A 20311-nucleotide genomic window follows, 5' to 3' on the forward strand; every position below is an offset into this window, starting at 1 on the left:
GCCGCGGGGCTACCAGGCGCATCAGGCGGTAGCTGCGCGCCAGCTTGCTGGTGATCTGGCGGGCTACCTGGTGCTCGTAGTCAGCTAGAAAAGTAGGGCTGAAATCGTTGTGCTGACAGCTCCGTATGGCCTGCCGGGCCGCCAGTATGCCGCTCTGCATAGCCGTGTCGATGCCGTGGCCCTGCAACGGGTCGATAAGCGAGGCCGCGTCGCCGCAGAGCAGGAACCGCTCCCCTGCCAGCGGGCGTGGGCGTCCGCCCAACGGCAGGCCAAACCCTTCTACATCTGATAGTCGCTGCGCTCCGGCAAAGCGCCGCGCCAATTCGGGATGCGTGGCCAACAGCTGCGGCAGCATCTTTTTCAAATCTACCCGCTGCCGCGCCACGGCTTCGGAGAGCATCCCAAACCCCACATTGTACACGCCATTGCCGACCGGGAAAATCCAGCAGTAGCCAGCCATGTATTCGTGCAGGAAGAAAAACTCGGTGGTGGTGCCATCTACCCCCGCAATGTCCGAGTAGTAGGCCCGCACGGCGGCGCAGTGGTAAGCTTTGTCGATGGTGCGCTGGGTAAGGCGTCGGGCCGCTACGGAGTTGGCACCATCGCAGGCAATGAGTAGGCGGGCTGTTAGCGGCTCCTGCTCCTTATCGGCTGGTAGGAGTTGCACACCCGTTGGCGTGGTTTGGATGTCGCGCGCGGCGTAGCCTTCCCGAATTTCGGTGGTGGTATGACGGCGCACGAGGCCCAGCAGGTGGTCGTCGAAGTGCAGGCGGGGGCTGTTGAAAGTAGGCAGCTGCCAGCGGATGTGCAGCTCACGGCCGTTGGGCGCCACCACGCGACTGTCGCGGGTGTCGGCGCGGGGCGTGAGATTCGCCAGCAGCTCGGCGTGCCAGGCTGGATTGAGCTGCCGTAATGCTTTGAGCGCTAGGCCAGGAATGGCGTCGCCGCACACTTTGTCGCGCGGGAAGGTTGCCTTGTCTACCATCACCACGCGCAGACCGTGGCCGTGCAAGGCCAGCGCACAGGCTGCTCCGGCGGGGCCAGCACCTAAAATGGCTACGTCGTAGTCAGGAGTTTCCACGGGTGCAAGTTAGCAGGCGCTACTTACTTCCGGGTTTTAGAGGTTCTTATACACATAGTAGGATTTACACCCGAATCGGGTGCCGTTGCGGACTCCCGCGCCGTCTGCCACATCAGCAGACTGTTCGCGCAACGTCAGCACACGGCAACCGGTCGGCTCGGGCGCAAGTCCTGATATAGTATATACAATATATATTTACCAGCCACGTTCCTGATTTTTATCCTATTTATCAAATGATACGCCTGCTGCTTTCTACGGGAGCCCTACTTCTCACATTCTTTCAATCAAGCCCTTCTCAAAGCGCCTTTCGTGACGAACAGCAGCGTTTTCCACGCGTGCGCACTGCGTATGACCATACACTTTCTGGGCTGCGCATGCGCCTGACGGCTCATGGCATCGACCCCAGTCAACCAGAAATATTTCTACGGGCTTTCAAGGTAGGGCGGCAGTTGGAGGTATGGGCGCGCACGCGGGCCACAGCCACGCCGTTTGTGCTGGTTCGCACCTTTTACATAGCGGGCACGTCGGGCACGCTGGGACCCAAGCGCCGCGAGGACGACGGGCAGGTGCCCGAGGGCTTTTACCAGCTCGACCGCTTCAACCCTACCAGCACCTACCACCTCTCGCTCGGCCTCAACTACCCCAATGCCAGCGACCAGTGTCAGAGCGACGCCCAGCACCCCGGCGGCGACATCTTCATTCACGGTTCCAACGTCACCGTTGGCTGCCTGCCCATCACCGATGCCGGCATTGAGGAGCTGTATGTATTGGCCACGGAGGCCCGGGCCGGCGGGCAGGATACCATTGAGGTGCACATCTTTCCGTTTGCGCTCACACCAGAAAACCTAGCAGCCCGCCGCAACAGTACACACGCCATTTTTTGGCAAAACCTGAGCGTTGGCTACACGTTTTTCGAGCAAAACCACCAGCTGCCCCATCTGGCTACCGACGCCAGGGGCTCGTATACCGTACGCTAGACGTTTGGCCCTCCCGGCTTTTCCTCCTTCCTCACCATGCCTGCCCCTACCCCACCCTTGCGCGATGCTGCCGTACTTGTTCCGCTCTACCGTGATACTGCTGGTCAGCTGCGCCTAATCGTCATTCGGCGCACCGATTTTGGTGTGCACGGCGGGCAGCTGGCGTTTCCGGGCGGCAAGCGGGAGTTGCAGGACGCTTCGCTGGAAGCCACGGCCCTGCGTGAAACAGAAGAGGAAATTGGCCTACCCGCCGCGCAGGTGCGGGTACTGGGCAAGCTGCCGCCCATTGTCACGGAGGTTTCGGGGTTTCGCATCTGGCCGTTTGTGGGCCACATCGAGCCGCCCGCGCAGTGGCAATGGCAGCCCACCGAAATTGCCGAGGTGCTGAGCGTGGTAGTAGATGACCTGCTGCTCCCTGACGCCCGCGTGACAGAAACCTGGCAGCTGCCAGGCTGGCCCGCGCCACACCGGGTTTCGTTTTACCGGGTAGGCCCCTACCCTTTGTGGGGTGCCAGCTACCGCATGGTGCGGGCGCTGCTGCCGCGGTTGGAGGCGGGCGAATGGACTATCTAATTTTACTATCGCTAGCCATGAATGCCGAACTACGCCAACTGCAACAGCAAGTAGAAATTCTTGCCAAGCGGATAGCTCCTATTCCTTGGAAACCCACCTATGGCTATAGCGTCGATGGTGCTCTTCCGCATTTGGAAGTCAATGGCAACGGTATGCATTATGTGGTAGTAGAGCGTGGTCAGGAACAACTGCGCCACACCACGCAGGACGTAGACGAATTGCTGTACTGGGTGTTTGCCAGCATTACATTTTCTATGGCTAGCAGCTATGAAGTGCGACACCGTGTACCCGACCAGGATTTTCGACGACTGTTATTTGCGAAGCAGGCAGAGTTACTGCACCGGCTCAATCCGGTTTGGGAGGTGCGTCGACAGCAAGAATTATCAGACATTCTACTGCAAGCGCCTTTCAGCGATACGAAATGAGGCAAGGCATATGACCGCACACAAAAAAGAAGGTCATTATCTTAGTATGGCACGGCATTTCGTTATGCTTCCTGGAAATGACTAATTTTTTCTGCTTTTCAGTCTATGCGTTTCTTTCTGCTTTTGTTGATTTCTTGCTTTGCGACTTTCACCGCCAGCGCCCAAAGCGAGCAGAACTTCTGGTATTTCGGCCAACAAGCCGGCTTGAGCTTCACTAATGGTACCCCTACCCCACTCAACGATGGCAAGATGACCACCTACGAGGGCTGCGCCGTGGCCACCAATAAGCGCGGACAATTGTTGTTCTATACTAACGGCGAAACCATTTGGAACCGTCAGCACCAAGTGATGCCCAACGGCCGCAAGCTCCAGGGTAGCAACTCCAGCACCCAAAGCGCCTTGGTGGTACCCGACCCTGGCAGTGGCAATATTTTCTACGTGTTCACGGTAGCGCCCCAGGGCACCAACGTGGGCCTGCGCTACTCCATCGTAGACATGACCCGCGACAACGGTCTCGGCGACGTGCCCCGCGCCAATCTGCTCCTGATTTCGCCGGTGGCCGAAAAGCTGGCCGCCGTGCGCCACCAAAACGGCCGCGACGTGTGGGTGGTGGCTCACCGCTGGAACTCCAATGGCTTCGTGTCCTACCTCGTCACGCCCGAAGGGGTAGAGGCCGGCAAGCCCATCCTGAGCAACGTGGGCTCGATGCACGCTGGCCCTGGCCGCAACGCCATCGGGGCTATGGCGTTTTCGCCCAATGGCAATCAGTTGGCCGTGGCGCTGTGGCGTGAAGCCAACAAGTTTGAGGTATTCGACTTCGACCGCACCACCGGCAAAGTGAGCAAGCCCCGCTCCTTCGGGCTCTACGAGGAAGCCTACGGCGTAGCCTTCTCCCCCGACGGCACCAAGCTCTACGGCACCCGCAACGGCGCCGGCGGTGGCGACGCCCAGATCTGGCAGTTCGACCTAAAAACCAGCAAAGCCACCCAAATCGGTAACTCCGCCAACCGCAAGGTAGGTGCCCTCCAGCTCGGCCCCGACGGCAAAATCTACGTCGCCCGCGAAGACAACGGCTACCTCGGCGTCATTCAAAACCCCAACGCCACCGGCAAAGCCGCCGACTACAAAGACGACGGCCTGAGCCTAGGCGGCCGTCGCAGCAAGCTGGGCCTACCGAGTTTCTTGGTGGAACCGAAGTAGGTGACGTGTAGAAACAGTCTGTCATCCTGAGCGGAGCGAAGGACCTTCTCACGCCAGAACGAGTCGTTGTTACGACAATCGTTCTGGCGTGAGAAGGTCCTTCGCTCCGCTCAGGATGACAGGAAGCACAAAATTACAAGCGGCGTAGGAGGATAGACTGTTTCCACAACTTTTCATCCACACGTCTTAGCTTGCGGCTTCGCTCCTTACCTCCTCGCTATGCCCAAACGCCTTGCCGCCCACGAATACGCCGATGGTCTCCTCGCCGGCAACCGCGTGCGGCTGAGCCAGGCCATTACGCTGGTGGAAAGCACCCTACCCTCCGACCAAGAGCTGGCCCAACAGGTCATGAATCTGGTGCTGCCCCACACGGGCAAGTCGGTGCGGGTGGGCATCACGGGCGTGCCGGGGGTAGGCAAAAGCACGTTTATTGAGGCACTAGGGCTGCATTTAGTTGAGCAAGGGCACCGGCTGGCTGTGCTGGCCGTAGACCCTACCTCCCAGCGCAGCGGCGGCAGCATCCTGGGCGATAAAACCCGTATGAACCAACTGGCGGCGCATCCGGCGGCCTACATTCGGCCGTCGCCGGCGGGCAAGTCGTTGGGGGGCGTCACGCGCAGCACCCGCGAGGCGCTGCTGCTCTGCGAGGCGGCGGGGCACGACGTTATTTTCGTGGAAACCGTTGGCGTGGGCCAGAGCGAAACGGCCGTGCACGGCATGGTCGATTTTTTCCTACTTCTGATGCTAGCTGGCGCTGGCGACGAGCTACAAGGCATTAAGAAGGGCATCATGGAAATGGCCGATGCCCTCACCATCACCAAAGCCGACCACGGCAACGAGCAAGCCGCCCGCCTGGCCCGGCGCGAGTACCAAAACGCCCTGCACCTGTTTCCGCTGGCGCCCAGCGGCTGGAGCCCCGTGGTGACGACCAGCTCGGCTCTCACGGGTGCAGGCGTACCCGAGGTGTGGGAGGTGGTGCAGCAGTACGTGCAGCACACCCAGGCCAGCGGCTACTTTCAGCAACGTCGCCAAGAGCAAAACCTACACTGGCTGCACGACACCATCCGCCAGACCCTGGAGGCCCGCTTCTACGCCCAGCCTGACGTGCAGCAGCGCCTACCTGCCATCGAGCAGGCCGTGCGCGAGGGTCGCCAATCGGCCTTCGGCGCGGCGCAGGAACTGCTGTAGGGGCAGGTTGCACGCGCCCGTCGTTGCAGAGGTTGTTTACGAAGGCCCTATCCCACGCCTACCTCCTCGGAACCTGAAACCCACACAATAAAAAAAGCCGCTCCTACCTAGGAGCGGCTTTTTTTATTGTGTGGGGCCACTTATTGGGCCGTAAAGGTTGTCCGGGTCTCGGTGGTTACCCCCGCCGTTGTTTCCCTTTCCACGAGCACGAGCCGGGTGGCGGAGACCGATTCAATGGTACCGCCCATTTCCATAGTCGCTTCTGCCCCTGGTTGGGTAGATAGATTAATAGTAGCTTTTAGCGTCATACCACTGTTCGACTGAGCCCAAGTGCCCGTACGGGTCTGCGGATGAGCTTGGTCACAGCGGGTGGCACCCTCATCTAACATGAAAACTCCATCAGCTTGGAATTGGTACACATTGTCCTGGATGCAGGCTGGCACGTCCGTGTAAAGGTCCTCAATCGGCTCACTGCCTTCTTTTTCGGCTACAGCTGTCATTTTCCAGCTTTTGGCCATCAGCAAATCAGTTGCCGATAGAATAGGAGTAGGCTTTATGTCAGAATTATCATCGCAGCTAGTGAGGCCGCCTAACAAGGATAAGGATAGAGCTAGAAAGGTACGCGAATACACAATGAAGAAATGTGAAGTTAGAAAAAGGACAAAAACAATACGTGCCTTTCATCAAACTTAGTACCAATGCTGTAATTTCACTCTTAATTAACCATTCGATGCTTAAGCGCTTTTTATGAATTTTGTATTTAACCCTTTTACACTAGTAAGTTTTGCTGCGGTTGCGGCAATGATGGCCTTTGCGCTCTATAATGCCAAAAAGCGAGACGATAGACTACAAACCAACGGTGTGCGGGCGCGGGGTGTCGTAGTACGGAATAAAATAAAATGGGGTAGAACTATTGTAGTCAGGCCCATTATTCGGTTTGAGACGCGAGAAGGTCGAACAATCGAAGCGCTGTATGAGCACGGGGTAGCCCTGGCAGTACCCCGCTACCAGGAAGGCTCTACGGTAACCGTTTTATATGACCCAGTAAATCCTCATGACTTCAGCATTATAGCTGCTGACCGTCAGTACATTTGAAAAGTACGGACTTGAACACGTAGGAACTGCCTGTTCAACTAAAAAGCAAAACGCTCCTTCCGCTGTTTACCTACCTACACCGGCACGATGCCGGCGCGTAAACCACCCAAACTATGAACATCGGAATCATTGGCGCCGGCAACATCGGCAGCGCCTTGGCCGTGCGGCTCACTAGCCTCGGCCATACGGTATACATTGCCAACTCGCGTGGCCCTGAAACGCTAGGCGACGTAGCCCAGAAAACCGGCGCTACCCCCGTCACGGTGCGGGAAGCGGCCCAGCGCGGCAACGACTTCATCGTGGTCACCATCCCGCTGAAAAATATCCCCGATCTGCCTAACGACCTGTTCGAGGGCGTGCCCGCCGAGGTGCCCGTTATCGACACGAGCAACTACTACCCCCTGCTGCGCGACGGCCAGATGACGGAGTTGGAAACCGGCGACCTCACCGAGAGCGGTTGGGTACAGCAGCACCTAGGCCGCCTGGTAGTGAAGGTGTTCAACAACATCTTCGCCGAGCACCTCGAAAAGAACGGCCAACCAGCCGGCACACCCGGCCGCATTGCCCTACCCGTAGCCAGCGACGATGACGCCGCCAAGCAGAAAGTAATGGCTCTAGTAGAGGAACTAGGCTTCGATGCCGTGGACGGTGGCACCTTGCACGAATCGTGGCGGCAGCAGCCCGGCGGCCCCATTTACTGCAACGATTTGCCGGCTGATAAGGTACGCGAGCAATTGGCTAGCCTCGGCACCGAGCGCACAGCGGCCCAGCACACCGAGTTTCTGGATAACCAGGCCAAGCAGGAACAGCAAATGGAGGCCCAAGGCATCAAGCTGAAGTAGCCAACGGCTAACTAGTTAATTTAGCCCGTCATGCTTCGACAAGCTCAGCATGACGGGCTTTGTCTTGTTCTCGAAGCCAGAAATTTTATATATTTTAGATTCTGCATTGAACATATAGTCACTTAGCTTCTAATGCTATACTTACCTGTTTTCGCCAAGGGTAGCCCGCTTTGAGTACCAACTCAAAGCTCCATGAAAAGAGTTAAAAAACTCCAACAAGCCTTTGGCACCGTAGATGAAGGTGCCTTCGTATCCTTCCCGGCCAAGCTTTCCAACGTGCAGGTGTCTCGTGTTATTTTCGGCAATGCTCGCGGCTGTGCTTACTGCTTTCCGCACGGTCCTGAAGTAGACAATGCTACGCTTGCTAATCTGCAACGGACTTGGAAACGGTTTCGGCGTACGCAATGGAAAGGCTAGCCAAACAAGAAAGCGCCGCTCTATTTTGGAGCGGCGCTTTCTTGTTGGAAACAGTTCCTACTTCTTCTCCGCCGCAGCTGGCCCCAGCAAGTCCCACTTATTGCCATAGCAGTCGGCAAATACCACTACCCAGCCGTAGGGTTCGTGGCGAGGCTCCTCCAGAAACTGCACGCCCTGCGCTTCCATGCGACGGTAGGCGGACCAAAAATCATCGGTATGCAGAAACAAGAACACACGGCCGCCGGCCTGATTGCCGATGCTAGCCTGTTGTTCGGGGGTAGCGGCTTGTGCCAGTAGCAACGGACTGCCGGTGCTGCCAGGCGGCACCACTAGCACCCAACGCTTACCGTCATCTAGCGCGGTGTCTTCCAGCAGGTCGAACCCCAGCTTTTCGCAGTAGTAGGCAAGGGCTTCGTCGTAGTCGCGCACCAAGAGGGTGATGCCGCCAATGGTTTGTTTCATACGTTGAAGGTAGCAAATGACTGGTAGGGGCGCGCCCGCTGTGGCGGAGGGTGCTTGCGAAAATCGTATAGGCTTTACCCCTACCCCAATAACAACATCAGCAACGATGGGCGCGTGCAACGCGCCCCTACACCCGCTTGCGGCGCAGGGCTAGGTAGTCGAGGTAATACAGCACCTTCACCGAAACGGAATTATTCTGTGGGGTATTGATGGTGTTGTTGAGGTTGGCGAAGTACAGCGGCGTGGCCTCGTTACCGTCAAGCGTGGCGGTGCTGGCGGCTTTCCACACGATGCTGATCTGCGAGCCGGGCGCAAACCACCACGCGTACACCATGTCCAGGTTGAAGGCATTGTAGGTATTGTCGCGGTTGCGGCGGTAGTCGACCAGGGTTTCTGCGCCGTCTTTGTCGAGGCGGGCGAAGTCCTGGTAGTGTACATCGCTGGTGTAGTGGCGCAGGCGCAGCGTGAGCGACATGCGGTTGGTGAAAGTATAGGCCGTTGATAGCACATTGGTGATGGTGACTACCCGCCGACGCCCCAGCGGCACCTGCTCACGAAACATCGAATCCAGCGGCTCCGAGGCGCTCAGATTACCGTTCACATAGCCAATCTGGTTCTGGCGTAAGTCCCAATTGACGCTATAAATAAACAGCAGCTGGTTGCTGGCGCGGTAACGCGGCGACACGCCCAAGCCGTAGCCCATGCGGCGCGGACGCGGCAGGCGGTCGTCCTGCGCGTACCACCGCACGGCAGCGTTCACATCATACGCTACTTTCTTACGATAGTCGCTGGAAATAAAGCCATTGGCACCGGCATTGGCTGGTACACGCACGTAGTAGTCGCCGAGGGGTAGCGTGCGCGGCTCGTAGTAGTCGCGGGTTACGGGGCTGGCGTCTACGTTGAAACCCGTGGTCAGGAAGCGCTTGGTGAAGGTGGTATTGGCCCCCGCGTAGAAGCTCAGGTTCTGGTAGCGCGTGGGCTGGTAGAGCAACGAGTGGTCGACGCCCCACCACGTATACAGGTTGTTTACCTTCCAGAACCGGTTGTACTTGTTGTAGCTGAAGTTGACGCCCTGCGTGATGTTGTTGTTGCCGAACAGGATGCCTAAATCGTTGGGGTTGTAAGAGGCCGATTCGATGCCGTGGCTGACAGTCCAGGTGAAGTTGCCGCTGATTTTGCCGGCGCTTAGCTTGTACTTATACCCGTTCTGGTCGTCGATGGGCGTATCAGTACCAAACTCATTGCCACGCCGGCGCGAGTACACCACTTGCCCGTTCACGGCGTAGGCATTCTTCTTATCGACCAGACGAAACAGGCCGCTGGTCACGTTGGCGTCGTAGGTGCGCCCGAAGCGCGTGACGTTGGTGTTAATGAGCGACACGTAGCTATTGTTTTTCAGAGACTGATCCAGCACCATAATACTGTAGTTGCTGAAGGGCTGGGTGAGCACCTCGCGCTCCTGTCCGGTTTCAGTGTCGCGCAGGGTAGCGTACACGTTGTTGCTCAACGCGTTGAACACGCCAATCCCTAGCCCCTTGCTGGTGCGGCCCGATACTTTGGTGGCGTTCAGCAGGCGCGTTTCGCCGGGGTTGCGGATGATTTTTTCGTTTTCTCCAGCCTCCACGCTGCCGTAGCCAATGGGCTGCGCCCCTACCCTGCGCGAGTAGAACAGGCCGCCTTTATTGAACAGCTCCGTGCCCTCTGTGAAGAACTGCCGGTTTTCGTTGAACTGCACCTCAAACGGCGACAGGTTCAGCACTTGGTTGTCGCTCTGCACCTGCCCGAAGTCGGGCACCAGGGTAGCATCCAGCGTAAAGCTCTCGTTGATGCCCCACTTCACATCGGCGCCGCCATTGAAGCTGGTGGTGGTGCGGCGCTGGCCTTCCACGCTCACGGCGTTGCGGTTCAGGTAGGAAGAAACGTAGGGCGTGAGCGAGAGGCGCAGGGGCGGCTTCACATCGCGAATGCCGCGCAGCTCGCCCCACTGGTTCACGAAGCCATCCACGGCGGGCTTCACCTCGTTCCAGAAAAAGCCTTGGTTGTCGCGCTTGCGCTGGCGCATAAAGTTGAGGCCCCACAGTTGCTCTGGCACCCCGCTGAAGCGAATAGCGGAGTAGGGAATCCGGATTTCGGCCACCCAGTCGGTGCCGCGCAGGGCAGTGCGCGAGTCCCACACGGCATTCCAGTTGAAATCCTCGCCGCCGGCCGGCGAGTAGCGCGCATCGCATTGCACGCCGCCTGTAGTCACGAAAAAGCCGTAGCCGTTGAGCTTGTCGTGGTAGGTATCGAGGAAGATGCCGAAGAAGTCGGTGTTGCCGTCGAGGTCATCGCGCTGGGTGAGCTGGCGCGGAATGGAATCGGCGCTAACGTCGTGCATCACGGCCCCGATGTAGAGGTTGGCGTCGTCATAGAGAATGCGCACCTCCGTGGGGTGCCGCTCGGGTAGGCCGGGCGCAGGGCGGTTCTGGATGAACTGCGAGGCCACCGGCGCCTGCTGCCACACGGCTTCGTCGAGCACCCCGTCCAGCTTCAGGCCCTCCGTGATGCGTAGGGCCTGAAGCTGCCGCTTCGGGGCCGACGTAGCAGCCGTACTAGCAGACGTTGCCGGGTGTTGCGCCCTACTCACCAGGCACCACAAGAGAAGGCCTAGCAGCAGGCCAAAACGACGAAACACGGGAAATTGGGTGGGGGTAGAAGTGGGACGATGAGAGGAAAATCAGGTCAGTAGAGCAGCTACACGGCGCCATAGATGCATACCTGCACACAAGCGTTGCTTAGCGGCCGAAGAATAAAAGCGGCGGCAGCCAATAGTGCTACTGCTTCAACAAAAAAGGCCGGTAGCGTAGTGCTACCGGCCTTTTGTTCTTCTCATTCACTCACTGACACTTGCACCATGCGGTTGGAGTTGCCGCTCGTAGGTATATCATAGATTCGGCGGTATTTGGCCGTCATTGCCGCCGGTTGTGGCTTGCCGTTCACACGCAGGCCTTCTTTATCGAGTTGAAACTGAAAGCTTTTTTCATCGGCTCCTAATAGTCCGTCTTTGCGCAGTTGTGCGCGTAGCTCGTTAGTGCTGAGCGTGGGCGGGGTAGGCGGTGCGGGCAGTGCCGGCACGGCAGGAGCGGCCGGGGCAGCTGGCGGCGCAGGCGGTGCCGGTGGCGCTGGCATAGCAGCAGCGCTAGGCGCTGCCGGCGGAGCAGGTGGCGCGGGCGGGGTAGGCATCACCCGACCGGTACCGGAGCGCGTCACAGAACCTAACCGCGTGCTACCTCGCGGCCCACTGATGATGTTGGTGCGGCCCGTGCTGTTCTTGTTGATGTTCACGGAGGCCGTACCGCTCAGTTTGCGTCCGCTCACCGATTCGTAGAGCGCCAGATATTTCTTCTGTAGCGCAGCCGACTGCTTGGTGCCGTTCACGGTCAGTTCCGTTGGGCTAAGCCGTAGCTGGTAGCTGTCGGCAGATTTAATCAAGCCGTCTTTCAGCAGCTCCGTTTCCAAGGTTTCGTCTAGCTCGTTGCGTCGTTCCTCCTCTGCTTCTCGGCGCGCTTTTCCCATTTCATAACGGGCTTCCGCAATGCTATTTCCTAGCTCGTGCTTTTTCTCCAGCATCTCGGCAAATTTTTCCTGGACTAATTCCCGCTCCTCAACCGTTTTGGCATCTTGTGCAGCAGTGTGCAGAGAAGCTTCTGCTTCTCGCAGAGCATCACGGGTAATGGCATTGATATCGATGTTACTGAGCGCCGCATCGGCCGTAGCCAAGGCGTCGTGGGTGATGCCGTTGATGTCGATACTGGCTAGCTCGCGTTGCGCAATTCGTAGCGCGTCGCGGGTGATGGCGCTGACGTTGATATTAATATCCTCGTCAAACCTCTCGTTTTGAGGAAGCTGCACCACCTGTACTTGCTCGCCCTTGGCTTTTTTGCCTTTGGGTTCGTCCAGCTCCACGCGGCTACCATCTACATACAACTCTTTCAGGCGGCCTTTTTTGTCTTTCTTGATAACCACGGTGCCGTTGTTGTTGCCGTGCTCAATGCGGCCCAAGGCCCGCAGTTGGCGCATGACGTTCGGGTTCAGAGTAGTATCGAAGCTTACTTGCATGGCGCCGATTTGCGCCAGTGCTTTGCCATCGGCCGAGATGCTGAGAATACGCATTTCGGTGGGTGCTACGGCCGGCGCGAGGGCCGTGGTTTCGCGTACTAGCACGGGGTCGGCCTCCACCGCAACTGTCTCGGAAGAAGCCGTAAGGGCGTTGTGCGAATCGGCTGTGGCACGCGGGCCGGCCAGTGTTACGGCCGTGCTGAGCAGCACCAACCCCACCAGCACCACACAGGCGGCCATAAAGCCCTCCGTGAAGGTAGGGGCCGTGCGGCCCTGCACCAGCCGCCGGATACGGCCCAGCAACGAGCCATCGGGCCCTACTGCCGACAAGGCCAGCTGTGGCGTTGCTTTCGGGGTCAGGCTGTGCTCGGCCAACGCGGCCAGGGCGCGGGCCAGCGTGAGCGGGTTGCCGCCTACTAACGTCGTGGCCATGTCATCGCAGCAGTTTTCGCGCTCGGTGCGCAGGCAGGCCGTCATAAACCACACGGCAGGGTGGTAGAAGAAGAGGATTTCGGCTACCGATTGCAGCAGGTTCATCAGGTAGTCGCGACGCGCTACGTGGGCTAGCTCGTGGGCCAGAATGGCTTCCATGTACGTCTGGCTCAAACCGGTCACGGTGCCCAGCGGCAGCAGAATCACCGGCCGCAGGTGCCCTACCACCAGCGGGGCTTTCACCCTCGCCGATTCCAGCAGCTGTATAGGCCGTTGCAGGCCGGCGCGCTGGGCTAGCTCAGCCAATCGACGCTGCCAGTCCTGGCCCAGCGGCTGCACGCGGTAGTGGCGCAGGCGCTGCACGTAGGCCAGTCCGCCCAGCAGACGTAACGTCATAGCCAGCAGGCCTAGCAGCCAAGCCGCTACCAGCACCGGCATATTCTGATCGAAGTATTGCAACCCGCGCTGCCACACCGATGCGGTGGCAGTTGATCTGGCAGCAGGTAGCACCGAGGCTACCTCGCCGGTACCAGTAGGCGCCGCCAGTTTCACTACCTCATACGTGACAGTTGCTTGGGCTGGCGCCACGGGCGATGCCAGCAGATAGTACTTGCTAAACGTAACAGCCGACAGTACCAACAAGGTGAGTAGGGCCACAGCCGCCGTGGTGTAGCGCACCTGGGCGCTGTGGCGGCGCAGCAGCAACAGCAGCCCTACCAGCGCCAGCGCCACTACGGCACCCTGCCAGAGCGAATGGAGTAGCGTCCAGCCCAGGGCGCGTACCAGGGCGGGCGAGAGAGTTTGTTCGAGCCAGTTCATTGCTTGTCTGCGTTAGGATGGTCGGTATCGCCTAATTCATTCAGTAAATTCCGAATCTGATCTAGCTCGGCCTGCGAGGTGCGGCCGCTACCCAGGGCCTGCATCACCAGTTTCATGGCCGAGCCACCGAAGGCCGTGTCTACAAACCGGTCGAGGAGCAGGCTTTGGGTTTCCTCCTGCCGCACGGCGGCGCGGTAGATGTGCGTGCGTGCGTCGTCGTCGCGCAGCACTAGGCCTTTTTCGAGCATGAGCTGCAACAGCTTGAGGGCAGTCGTGTAGCCAACTTCGCGCTTGCGGTTCAGCTCGTCGTTCACGAAGCGCACGGTGCTAGGGCCGTGCTGCCAGAGCACTTGCAGGATTTCCAGCTCCGATTCGGTAGGCTTGGGGATGGGGGTTTCGGACATAAGGCACGATGTTTTCGATGTACGACATATTTCCTATTACAAGTATATACGAAGCATATCGTAGAAGCAAGATTAATCTACGATTTTTTTCGTATATTCTATATAGTGGGCTTCGATTTGTCGCTCTTGCGAACCTATATGCTCCTATTACTTACTCGGCTAGTATCGTAACAATACCATAAAACAGAGTCCTTGGCTTGCTTATAGTCACTGCGTACTATTGCTCATCCTTATACTACTGTATTGATGAAGAATTACATACGCTTATCCTTGCTGGCTACTACCTTGTGCTTTACTCAATGTACAAAAGAAGAGGCAACACCTGCAAAAACAGGAACAGTAGCGAAGCCTGCGGTCAACTACGATCAAGAAAGCATTAAGCTGATGAATAAGCTTGTGCCGCACATGCTAGGCGATTGGTCGCTGCAACGCGTACATATCAAAAGGCAGCCGTATAATTTCAGTCAAACTGAAATAGGCATCGAGCGCGATACTGTTTTGCAGGAACTGGCTGTTCTTTCTATCAGGCAGGCGGCTGTTCCGCGTACCAATCCCAAAGACCTACGCCACCCCGATTTTGATTGTACTATTCACTATAAGGGCAAATCCTACCCGATGGCCTTTTGGCTGCTTGCCAATGCTGAGCACGTATTCAACAATACGGGGCCACAAGCGTCCTTTTTGTTACGATATAATTTCCCGACAGGCACTCGCTTTCCAGAGACTGAAGAGAAGTATCTCGACTCAATTGGATTAGTTGATAATTTCTTTGTGGAAACTACAGCAGATCCGAACACGATGACGTGGCGTGGTTTGAACCGGGGTATTGATAAGATTGAGTTGCAGAAACGGTAAGGCAGTCTGCTAAGCACGCGCTTCTTTACTTATAAAGCCTGTTGCAGCTTCCTCTTGAGCTTGAGGTAGGAAATGTCAACGGCCACTATTTTGCCCGTCTCGTCCACGAGCAGATTGGCCGGTATAACCTTGATACCAAACCGCTGCATATCCTCCCCGTTGGGCCCTTTCAATTCGGATAAATGATGGATTTGCAAGCTATCCTCGGCAATAGCCTGCACCCACTTTGTTGTACTTTGTGTCTCGGCGGAAGCACTCCACTGAAGGCAGGTTATTACTATTATCGAGCAAGGCGTAAAGAGACACCACGTAGGTAGGGTGCTGCTGGACGAATGCATTAGCCGCCGCCCACAAACAACAAAGCGCTACCGACTAGCCACGGAGTAAGTAGCTGGTCGGTAGCGCTCTGATTCGTCTCGTTTTATTCGCTCTTTTTAGGAATCAACGACACTGTTTGGCTTCACACATTCGCCATCCGGAACGGCTGTATCTCTACCTTTTCCCACACGCGGCCGGTGAGGTAGGGCTCGTCACGCTGCCAGGCTTCTAGGTCGTCGGGAGAGGCAAACTGCGCCACCATCATCGAACCAATCATCTTGCCTTCGGCATCCAGAATGGCCCCGCCCGTGAGGAAGTTGCCGCTTTCTTTGAGCCGACGCGCTCCGGACAAATGGTTTTCGCGCACCGCCAGGCGACGTTCCAGGGCCTCAGTGTCGGTGTAATCGTAAGCGGTAATCAGGTATTGTTGCATGGTTTGTAAGGAAAGATTAAAGGAAACAACAAGTACCCCACTCCCGGCCCACCTCGCTTGATGCGCGACATCCTCCGGGAGAGGGGTGCCAGACGACGCTGATAGCCAATAGCTCTATCGGAACGCACTCCTCTCCCGGAGGGGGACCGGGGGTAGGGTCAATGCTAGCTACCCGCCGCCGGCTGGGGCTGTTGCAACACTGGCCTCAGAATACCCCACACGGTGCGCGCCACCAGCCGGTGGCCGGCGGGCGTGGGGTGGATGCCGTCGCGCTGGTTGAGCTTGGCTACCCCCCCTACCCCTTCGAGCAGGAAAGGTATCAGCACAAGGTTATTTTTTTGTGCTAGCTCGCCGTAGAGCTGCTTGAACTCGGCGGCGTAGTCGGCGCCTAGGTTGGGCGGAATTTGCATGCCAGCCAGCACAATCTGCGCCTGCGGGCTCAGTTGCCGCACTGTGTCGATGATGGCTTGCAGGTTGCGGCGCGTGTCGGTGAGCGGGATGCCGCGTAGGCCGTCGTTGCCGCCCAGCTCTAGCACAAATACGGCTACGGGCTTGCGTAGCACCCAGCCTACCCGGCTGCGGCCGCCGGCGGTGGTTTCGCCGCTTAGGCCGGCGTTTACCACGGTGTATCTTAGGCCCGCAGAATCAATTTTTTGGCCGATCAGGGCCGGGAAGGCTTCGTCGGGTTCTACTCCCAGGCCGGCCGTGAGGCTGTTGCCGAAGAACAGAATGGTAGGCTTGCCCGTGGCGGTTGAGGCGGCGGGCTTGCTGGCCGCGGGGGGCGCGTCGGTGGTGGTTGGGGTGTCGTTAGTGCTACAGCCCGCCAGCGCGAGTAGCAGCCAGCCGCAGAAGACAGTCCAGGTTAGTTTCATCATCGAAGAAAGTAAGAAGTAGAGGGATAACGACAGAACCCGCCGCAAAGGTTAACCTAACCGGGGCAGGCGCGTTTGGGTAGGGGCCGCGTATGCGCTTTGTTGTTCTCTTATCCAGCGGTTTCACGCAGATGTAGTCGTTGAATAACTCGTGGTTGAATATCAGCTGGCGCGGACGACGAGACGCGAATACGCGTCTCTACACCGTTCGATGCATCCGTTCTACGAAACAGAAAACTCTCACACGCCTAAAGTATTCTGCGCGTTGCCTCGTTACCTAACTATATACTTCCTTCATTTGCCTTTCTCTCAGTGCTTAAAATAGAAAACCTTACCAAGTCCTACACCAGCGGCGGACGGGCGCTTACGGTGCTCCAAAACGTTAGCTTCGAGCTGACGGCCGGTGATACGCTGGCCATTGTTGGCTCATCGGGAAGCGGCAAAACCACGCTGCTAGGCCTGTGCGCCGGCCTCGACCGCGCTACCTCGGGCAGCGTGTGGCTCAACGACATCCAGCTCGATAGCCTTAGTGAAGACCAGCGGGCGGCGGTGCGCAACGAGCATGTGGGCTTTATCTTCCAGAATTTCCAACTACTGCCTACCCTCACGGCCCTCGAAAATGTGCTGGTGCCCTTGGAGCTGCGCGGCATTTCCAATGGTACCGCCACGGCCCAAGGCCTGCTGGAGCGGGTAGGGCTGGGCGGGCGCGGGCACCACTACCCTACCCAGCTGTCGGGTGGCGAGCAGCAGCGCGTGTCGCTGGCGCGGGCGTTTGCCAACCGGCCTAAAATCCTCTTCGCCGATGAGCCCACCGGCAACCTCGACGCTGAAACCAGCGCTACAGTGGAGGAACTACTATTTGAGCTGAACCGTGAAGCCGGCACTACCCTGGTGCTCGTTACACACGACCCGGAGCTGGCCAATAAAACCCAGCGTGTGATTCGATTAAAAGGCGGGCAGCTGATTTCTGACAGCCTGTAGGGGCGCGCTGCACGCGACCGTTGTTCAACGACAGGTGCGTGTTCTTCTTCGCCCTTTTCCACCGCATGATAGCGGGCGCGTGCAACGCGCCCCTACCCTAACTCACAACGATGGGCGCGTGCAACGCGCCCCTACTGCATATGACAAATTTCCTCTGGCTCTGGCGCATGGCCTGGCGCGACAGTCGCCGCAGCCGCTCCCGGCTCTTGCTATTCAGCGCGGCCATTGTGCTGGGCATTGCGGCGCTGGTGGGCATCAACGGCTTCGGGGCCAACCTGGCGCGCAGCATCGACGAGCAGGCCCGCGAGCTGCTGGGGGCCGATTTGGTGCTGTCCAGCAGTCAGCCATTTCAGCCGCGCTTCAAACCTACGTTGCACCCACGCAACCAAGGCAATCTTACTTTGGACTATAGCGCGGAAGCTGCCTTCGCGTCGCTGGTGTCGTTTCCGCGGGGTGGGGGTGTGCGGCTGGCACAGGTGCGCGCCGTTACGGGCAACTTTCCGCTCTATGGCGAGTGGCTGACGGAGCCCACCAGCGCCGTACAAACCTTCCGCGACGCGGCACGCCGCAACCAGCCCGTGGCGTTGGTGGATGATGAACTCATGGCGCAATTTGCAGCCCATGTGGGTGACTCTGTGCGGGTAGGCAACGTGACGTTTCGTATTGCCGGACGGGTGCGCGAAACGCCCGGCCAATCCGGTTTCAGCGCTTCGGTAGCCCCTACCGTGTTCATCCCCGGTGATGCGGCGCAAGTCACGACGGGCAAAGCCGATTCCACATCGTTGCTGGCGCGCACTGCCCTCATTCAACCTGGCAGCCGCGTGCAATACAAGCAGTATTTCACTCTGGAACCAGGTATTCCGGAAGCCCGTCTGCGGGAGCCGCTGGAGGATGTAAAAGATCAGGAAAACGTCAAGGCAGAAACCGTAGCCAGCCGCAAGCAGCAAACCGGCCGCTCCTTCGCCGACCTTACCCGCTTTCTGAACTTGGTGGCGTTTGTAGCCCTGCTGCTGGGCTGCGTAGGCGTGGCGAGTGCCGTGAGTTTGTACGTGCGCGAGAAAATTACCTCAGTGGCTGTACTGCGCTGCCTGGGTGCCAGCGGCAGCCAGGCGTTGCTGATTTTCCTATTGCAAGTGGCTGCCCTGGGCTTTGCAGGAGCTTTGTTGGGAGCAGCCCTAGGCACGGCGGTGCAACTGCTACTCCCCCGTGTGTTTGCCGATTTCCTACCCGTGGCGGTCGATATTCAGGTGTCGTGGGGGGCGGTGGCGCAGGGCGTGTTCACGGGTGTGCTGGTGGCGGTGCTGTTTGCCTTGCTGCCGTTGCTGAGCATTCGGCGGGTGTCGCCGCTGCGCACATTGCGAGCTTCGTTTGAGGAAGATACCACCGCGCCCGACCCGCTGCGCTACCTCGTCTACGGGTTGATATTCGTGTTTATTACAGGCTTCGCCTACCTCCAAACCCGCGAGGTGAAGCTGGCCCTGGGTTTTGCGGCGGGCTTGCTAGTGGCGCTGGGCGGACTGGCGGGCGTAGCGGCGGGCCTGCGCTGGCTGGTGCGCCGCTTCTTCCCTACCTCCTGGAGCTACGTGTGGCGGCAGGGCTTGGCCAATCTGTATCGCCCCAACAACCAGACGCTGCTGCTTATCATTTCCATTGGGCTGGGCGTGTTTCTAATGGCGACGCTTTACATCACCCAAGGCTTGCTGTTGAGCCGGGTACAGGTGGCCAGTGGCGAAAACCAGCCCAATCTGGTGCTGTTCGACATTCAGCCGGCCCAGCGAGTGGGCGTAGCCCAACTGCTCACGCAGCGCCACCTACCCATATTGCAGCAAGTACCCATCGTAACGATGCGGCTGACGGAGCTGAACGGCAAGCCTACCTCCGAGCTGAAGAAAGACAGCACCGACGGCCGCGCGCGCGGTGCCCTCACCCGCGAGTACCGCGTCACGTACCGCGACTCGCTCATAAGCTCCGAACAGCTAGCCGAGGGAAAACTCCCCTACCTAGCCACCGATGGAACCCCGCATATTTCCATTGAAACGGGCTTTTTTGAGCGACTAAAACTCAAACTGGGCGATACGCTGACCTTCAACGTGCAGGGTGCGCCGCTCCTGACCATCGTCAGCGGCACGCGCACCGTGGACTGGACGCGGGTGCAGACCAACTTCGGGGTAGTATTCCCCAGCGGCGTGCTAGAGCCCGCGCCGCAGTTCTACGTACTCCTCACCCGCGTACCCGACAACAACGTGCTCGGCGGCGTACAGCGCGAACTGGTGCAGCGCTTCCCCAACGTTTCGGCCATCGACTTGGGCCTCATCCTGCAAACCCTGGACGACATTCTGAGTAAGATTTCCTTCGTGATTCGCTTCATGGCCTTCTTCAGCATTGCCACGGGCCTGGTGGTGCTCATCAGTTCTGTGATTGTGAGCCGCTACCAGCGCGTGCAGGAAAGCGTGCTGCTCCGAACCTTGGGCGCCAGTCGCCGCCAAATGCTGCGCATCACGCTGGTGGAATATGCGCTGCTAGGGTTACTGGCCGCGGCCACCGGCCTTGTGCTGGCCGTGCTGGCGGGCTGGGCGCTGGCCTTTTGGGTGTTCGATATCGGCTTCACCACCGCGCCCCTACCCTTGTTGCTACTCGCTGCACTCACCACAGTACTGACCGTCGTCATCGGCCTCTTCAACAGCCGCGACGTACTGACACGGCCGCCGCTGGCGGTGCTGCGCGGGGAAGGGTGAGAGAGTGGTGAAATGGTGAAATGGCGAGTTAAAACTCGGCTGTCATCCTGAGCGCAGCGAAGGACCTTCTCACGGTAGAACGAGTCGTTGGTACGCTTGTCGTT

At 58.5% G+C, this 20311-nt stretch carries 20 protein-coding genes; 11 read left to right on the plus strand and 9 right to left on the minus strand.

Going from position 1 to position 20311, the window contains the following annotated elements; genetic code table 11:
• Nucleotides 1-1081, minus strand: a 1081-nt coding sequence (locus KYK14_RS17140) for an NAD(P)/FAD-dependent oxidoreductase (RefSeq protein WP_219160519.1), incomplete at its 3' end; no start/stop codon positions are given.
• A 374-nt stretch (nucleotides 1082-1455) separates the two neighbouring features.
• Here KYK14_RS17140 and KYK14_RS17145 point away from each other — a divergent pair.
• The 5 genes from KYK14_RS17145 (at nucleotide 1456) to meaB (ending at nucleotide 5444) form a co-directional block, all read left to right on the plus strand.
• Nucleotides 1456-2058, plus strand: coding sequence for a L,D-transpeptidase family protein (locus tag KYK14_RS17145; protein WP_219160520.1), 603 nt, complete (start codon nucleotides 1456-1458; stop codon nucleotides 2056-2058).
• Nucleotides 2059-2094: 36 nt separating this feature from the next.
• A complete protein-coding gene (locus KYK14_RS17150; RefSeq protein WP_219160522.1) occupies nucleotides 2095-2631 on the plus strand; it encodes an NUDIX hydrolase in 537 nt (178 codons plus the stop codon).
• A 17-nt stretch (nucleotides 2632-2648) separates the two neighbouring features.
• Nucleotides 2649-3056 (plus strand): Imm63 family immunity protein, encoded by a 408-nt coding sequence (locus tag KYK14_RS17155; protein ID WP_219160524.1) that lies wholly within the window; start codon nucleotides 2649-2651, stop codon nucleotides 3054-3056.
• Between the two features lie 105 nt (nucleotides 3057-3161).
• Nucleotides 3162-4256, plus strand: a complete 1095-nt coding sequence (locus tag KYK14_RS17160; RefSeq protein WP_219160526.1) for a WD40 repeat domain-containing protein — start codon at nucleotides 3162-3164, stop codon at nucleotides 4254-4256.
• A 219-nt stretch (nucleotides 4257-4475) separates the two neighbouring features.
• Nucleotides 4476-5444 carry a methylmalonyl Co-A mutase-associated GTPase MeaB gene (meaB, locus tag KYK14_RS17165; protein ID WP_219160528.1) on the plus strand — a complete coding sequence of 323 codons (969 nt, stop codon included), beginning with the start codon at nucleotides 4476-4478 and terminating at the stop codon, nucleotides 5442-5444.
• A 140-nt stretch (nucleotides 5445-5584) separates the two neighbouring features.
• On the opposite strand, the gene KYK14_RS17170 is transcribed toward meaB, so the two are convergent.
• Nucleotides 5585-5962: a hypothetical protein gene (locus KYK14_RS17170; RefSeq protein WP_219160530.1), complete on the minus strand. Its 378-nt coding sequence runs from the start codon at nucleotides 5960-5962 to the stop codon at nucleotides 5585-5587.
• A 286-nt stretch (nucleotides 5963-6248) separates the two neighbouring features.
• Between KYK14_RS17170 and KYK14_RS22600 the strand changes: the two genes are divergently transcribed.
• From KYK14_RS22600 to KYK14_RS17185, 3 genes are all read left to right on the plus strand, one after another.
• On the plus strand, nucleotides 6249-6539 hold the full coding sequence (locus KYK14_RS22600) for a DUF3592 domain-containing protein (protein WP_425514691.1): 291 nt from the start codon (nucleotides 6249-6251) through the stop codon (nucleotides 6537-6539).
• A gap of 113 nt (nucleotides 6540-6652) precedes the next feature.
• The gene (locus tag KYK14_RS17180; RefSeq protein ID WP_219160534.1) at nucleotides 6653-7381 is read left to right on the plus strand and encodes an NADPH-dependent F420 reductase; all 729 of its coding nucleotides are present in this window, start codon (nucleotides 6653-6655) and stop codon (nucleotides 7379-7381) included.
• A gap of 192 nt (nucleotides 7382-7573) precedes the next feature.
• A complete protein-coding gene (locus tag KYK14_RS17185) occupies nucleotides 7574-7798 on the plus strand; it encodes a hypothetical protein (protein ID WP_219160536.1) in 225 nt (74 codons plus the stop codon).
• A 57-nt stretch (nucleotides 7799-7855) separates the two neighbouring features.
• Here KYK14_RS17185 and KYK14_RS17190 read toward each other — a convergent pair whose 3' ends face one another.
• From KYK14_RS17190 to KYK14_RS17205, 4 genes are all read right to left on the minus strand, one after another.
• Complete coding sequence (locus tag KYK14_RS17190) at nucleotides 7856-8260, minus strand: VOC family protein (protein WP_219160538.1); 405 nt, start codon at nucleotides 8258-8260, stop codon at nucleotides 7856-7858.
• 127 nt (nucleotides 8261-8387) lie between these two features.
• Entirely contained in the window at nucleotides 8388-10934 is a 2547-nt protein-coding gene (locus KYK14_RS17195) for a DUF5916 domain-containing protein (RefSeq protein WP_219160540.1), read from the minus strand.
• Nucleotides 10935-11128: 194 nt separating this feature from the next.
• Entirely contained in the window at nucleotides 11129-13609 is a 2481-nt protein-coding gene (locus tag KYK14_RS17200; protein WP_219160542.1) for a M56 family metallopeptidase, read from the minus strand.
• Entirely contained in the window at nucleotides 13606-14013 is a 408-nt protein-coding gene (locus KYK14_RS17205) for a BlaI/MecI/CopY family transcriptional regulator (RefSeq protein WP_185281090.1), read from the minus strand. The genes KYK14_RS17200 and KYK14_RS17205 overlap by 4 nt, the downstream gene beginning before the upstream one ends.
• Before the next feature lie 270 nt (nucleotides 14014-14283).
• On the opposite strand from KYK14_RS17205, the gene KYK14_RS17210 reads away from it, so the two are divergent.
• A complete protein-coding gene (locus KYK14_RS17210; protein WP_219160544.1) occupies nucleotides 14284-14868 on the plus strand; it encodes a hypothetical protein in 585 nt (194 codons plus the stop codon).
• 29 nt (nucleotides 14869-14897) lie between these two features.
• On the opposite strand, the gene KYK14_RS17215 is transcribed toward KYK14_RS17210, so the two are convergent.
• The 3 genes from KYK14_RS17215 to KYK14_RS17225 all read right to left on the minus strand — a co-directional run bounded on the left by KYK14_RS17215 (nucleotide 14898) and on the right by KYK14_RS17225 (nucleotide 16491).
• Nucleotides 14898-15041 (minus strand): hypothetical protein, encoded by a 144-nt coding sequence (locus tag KYK14_RS17215; protein WP_219160548.1) that lies wholly within the window; start codon nucleotides 15039-15041, stop codon nucleotides 14898-14900.
• Nucleotides 15042-15328: 287 nt separating this feature from the next.
• Entirely contained in the window at nucleotides 15329-15619 is a 291-nt protein-coding gene (locus KYK14_RS17220; RefSeq protein ID WP_219160550.1) for a YciI family protein, read from the minus strand.
• Between the two features lie 164 nt (nucleotides 15620-15783).
• Entirely contained in the window at nucleotides 15784-16491 is a 708-nt protein-coding gene (locus KYK14_RS17225; protein WP_425514692.1) for an arylesterase, read from the minus strand.
• 312 nt (nucleotides 16492-16803) lie between these two features.
• Between KYK14_RS17225 and KYK14_RS17230 the strand changes: the two genes are divergently transcribed.
• Entirely contained in the window at nucleotides 16804-17472 is a 669-nt protein-coding gene (locus KYK14_RS17230) for an ABC transporter ATP-binding protein (protein ID WP_343217130.1), read from the plus strand.
• Between the two features lie 140 nt (nucleotides 17473-17612).
• Nucleotides 17613-20207, plus strand: coding sequence for an ABC transporter permease (locus KYK14_RS17235; RefSeq protein WP_246601901.1), 2595 nt, complete (start codon nucleotides 17613-17615; stop codon nucleotides 20205-20207).
• Nucleotides 20208-20311 lie beyond the last annotated feature (104 nt).

Source organism: Hymenobacter profundi (genome assembly GCF_019334315.1).
Taxonomy (GTDB): Bacteria; Bacteroidota; Bacteroidia; order Cytophagales; family Hymenobacteraceae; genus Hymenobacter; species Hymenobacter profundi.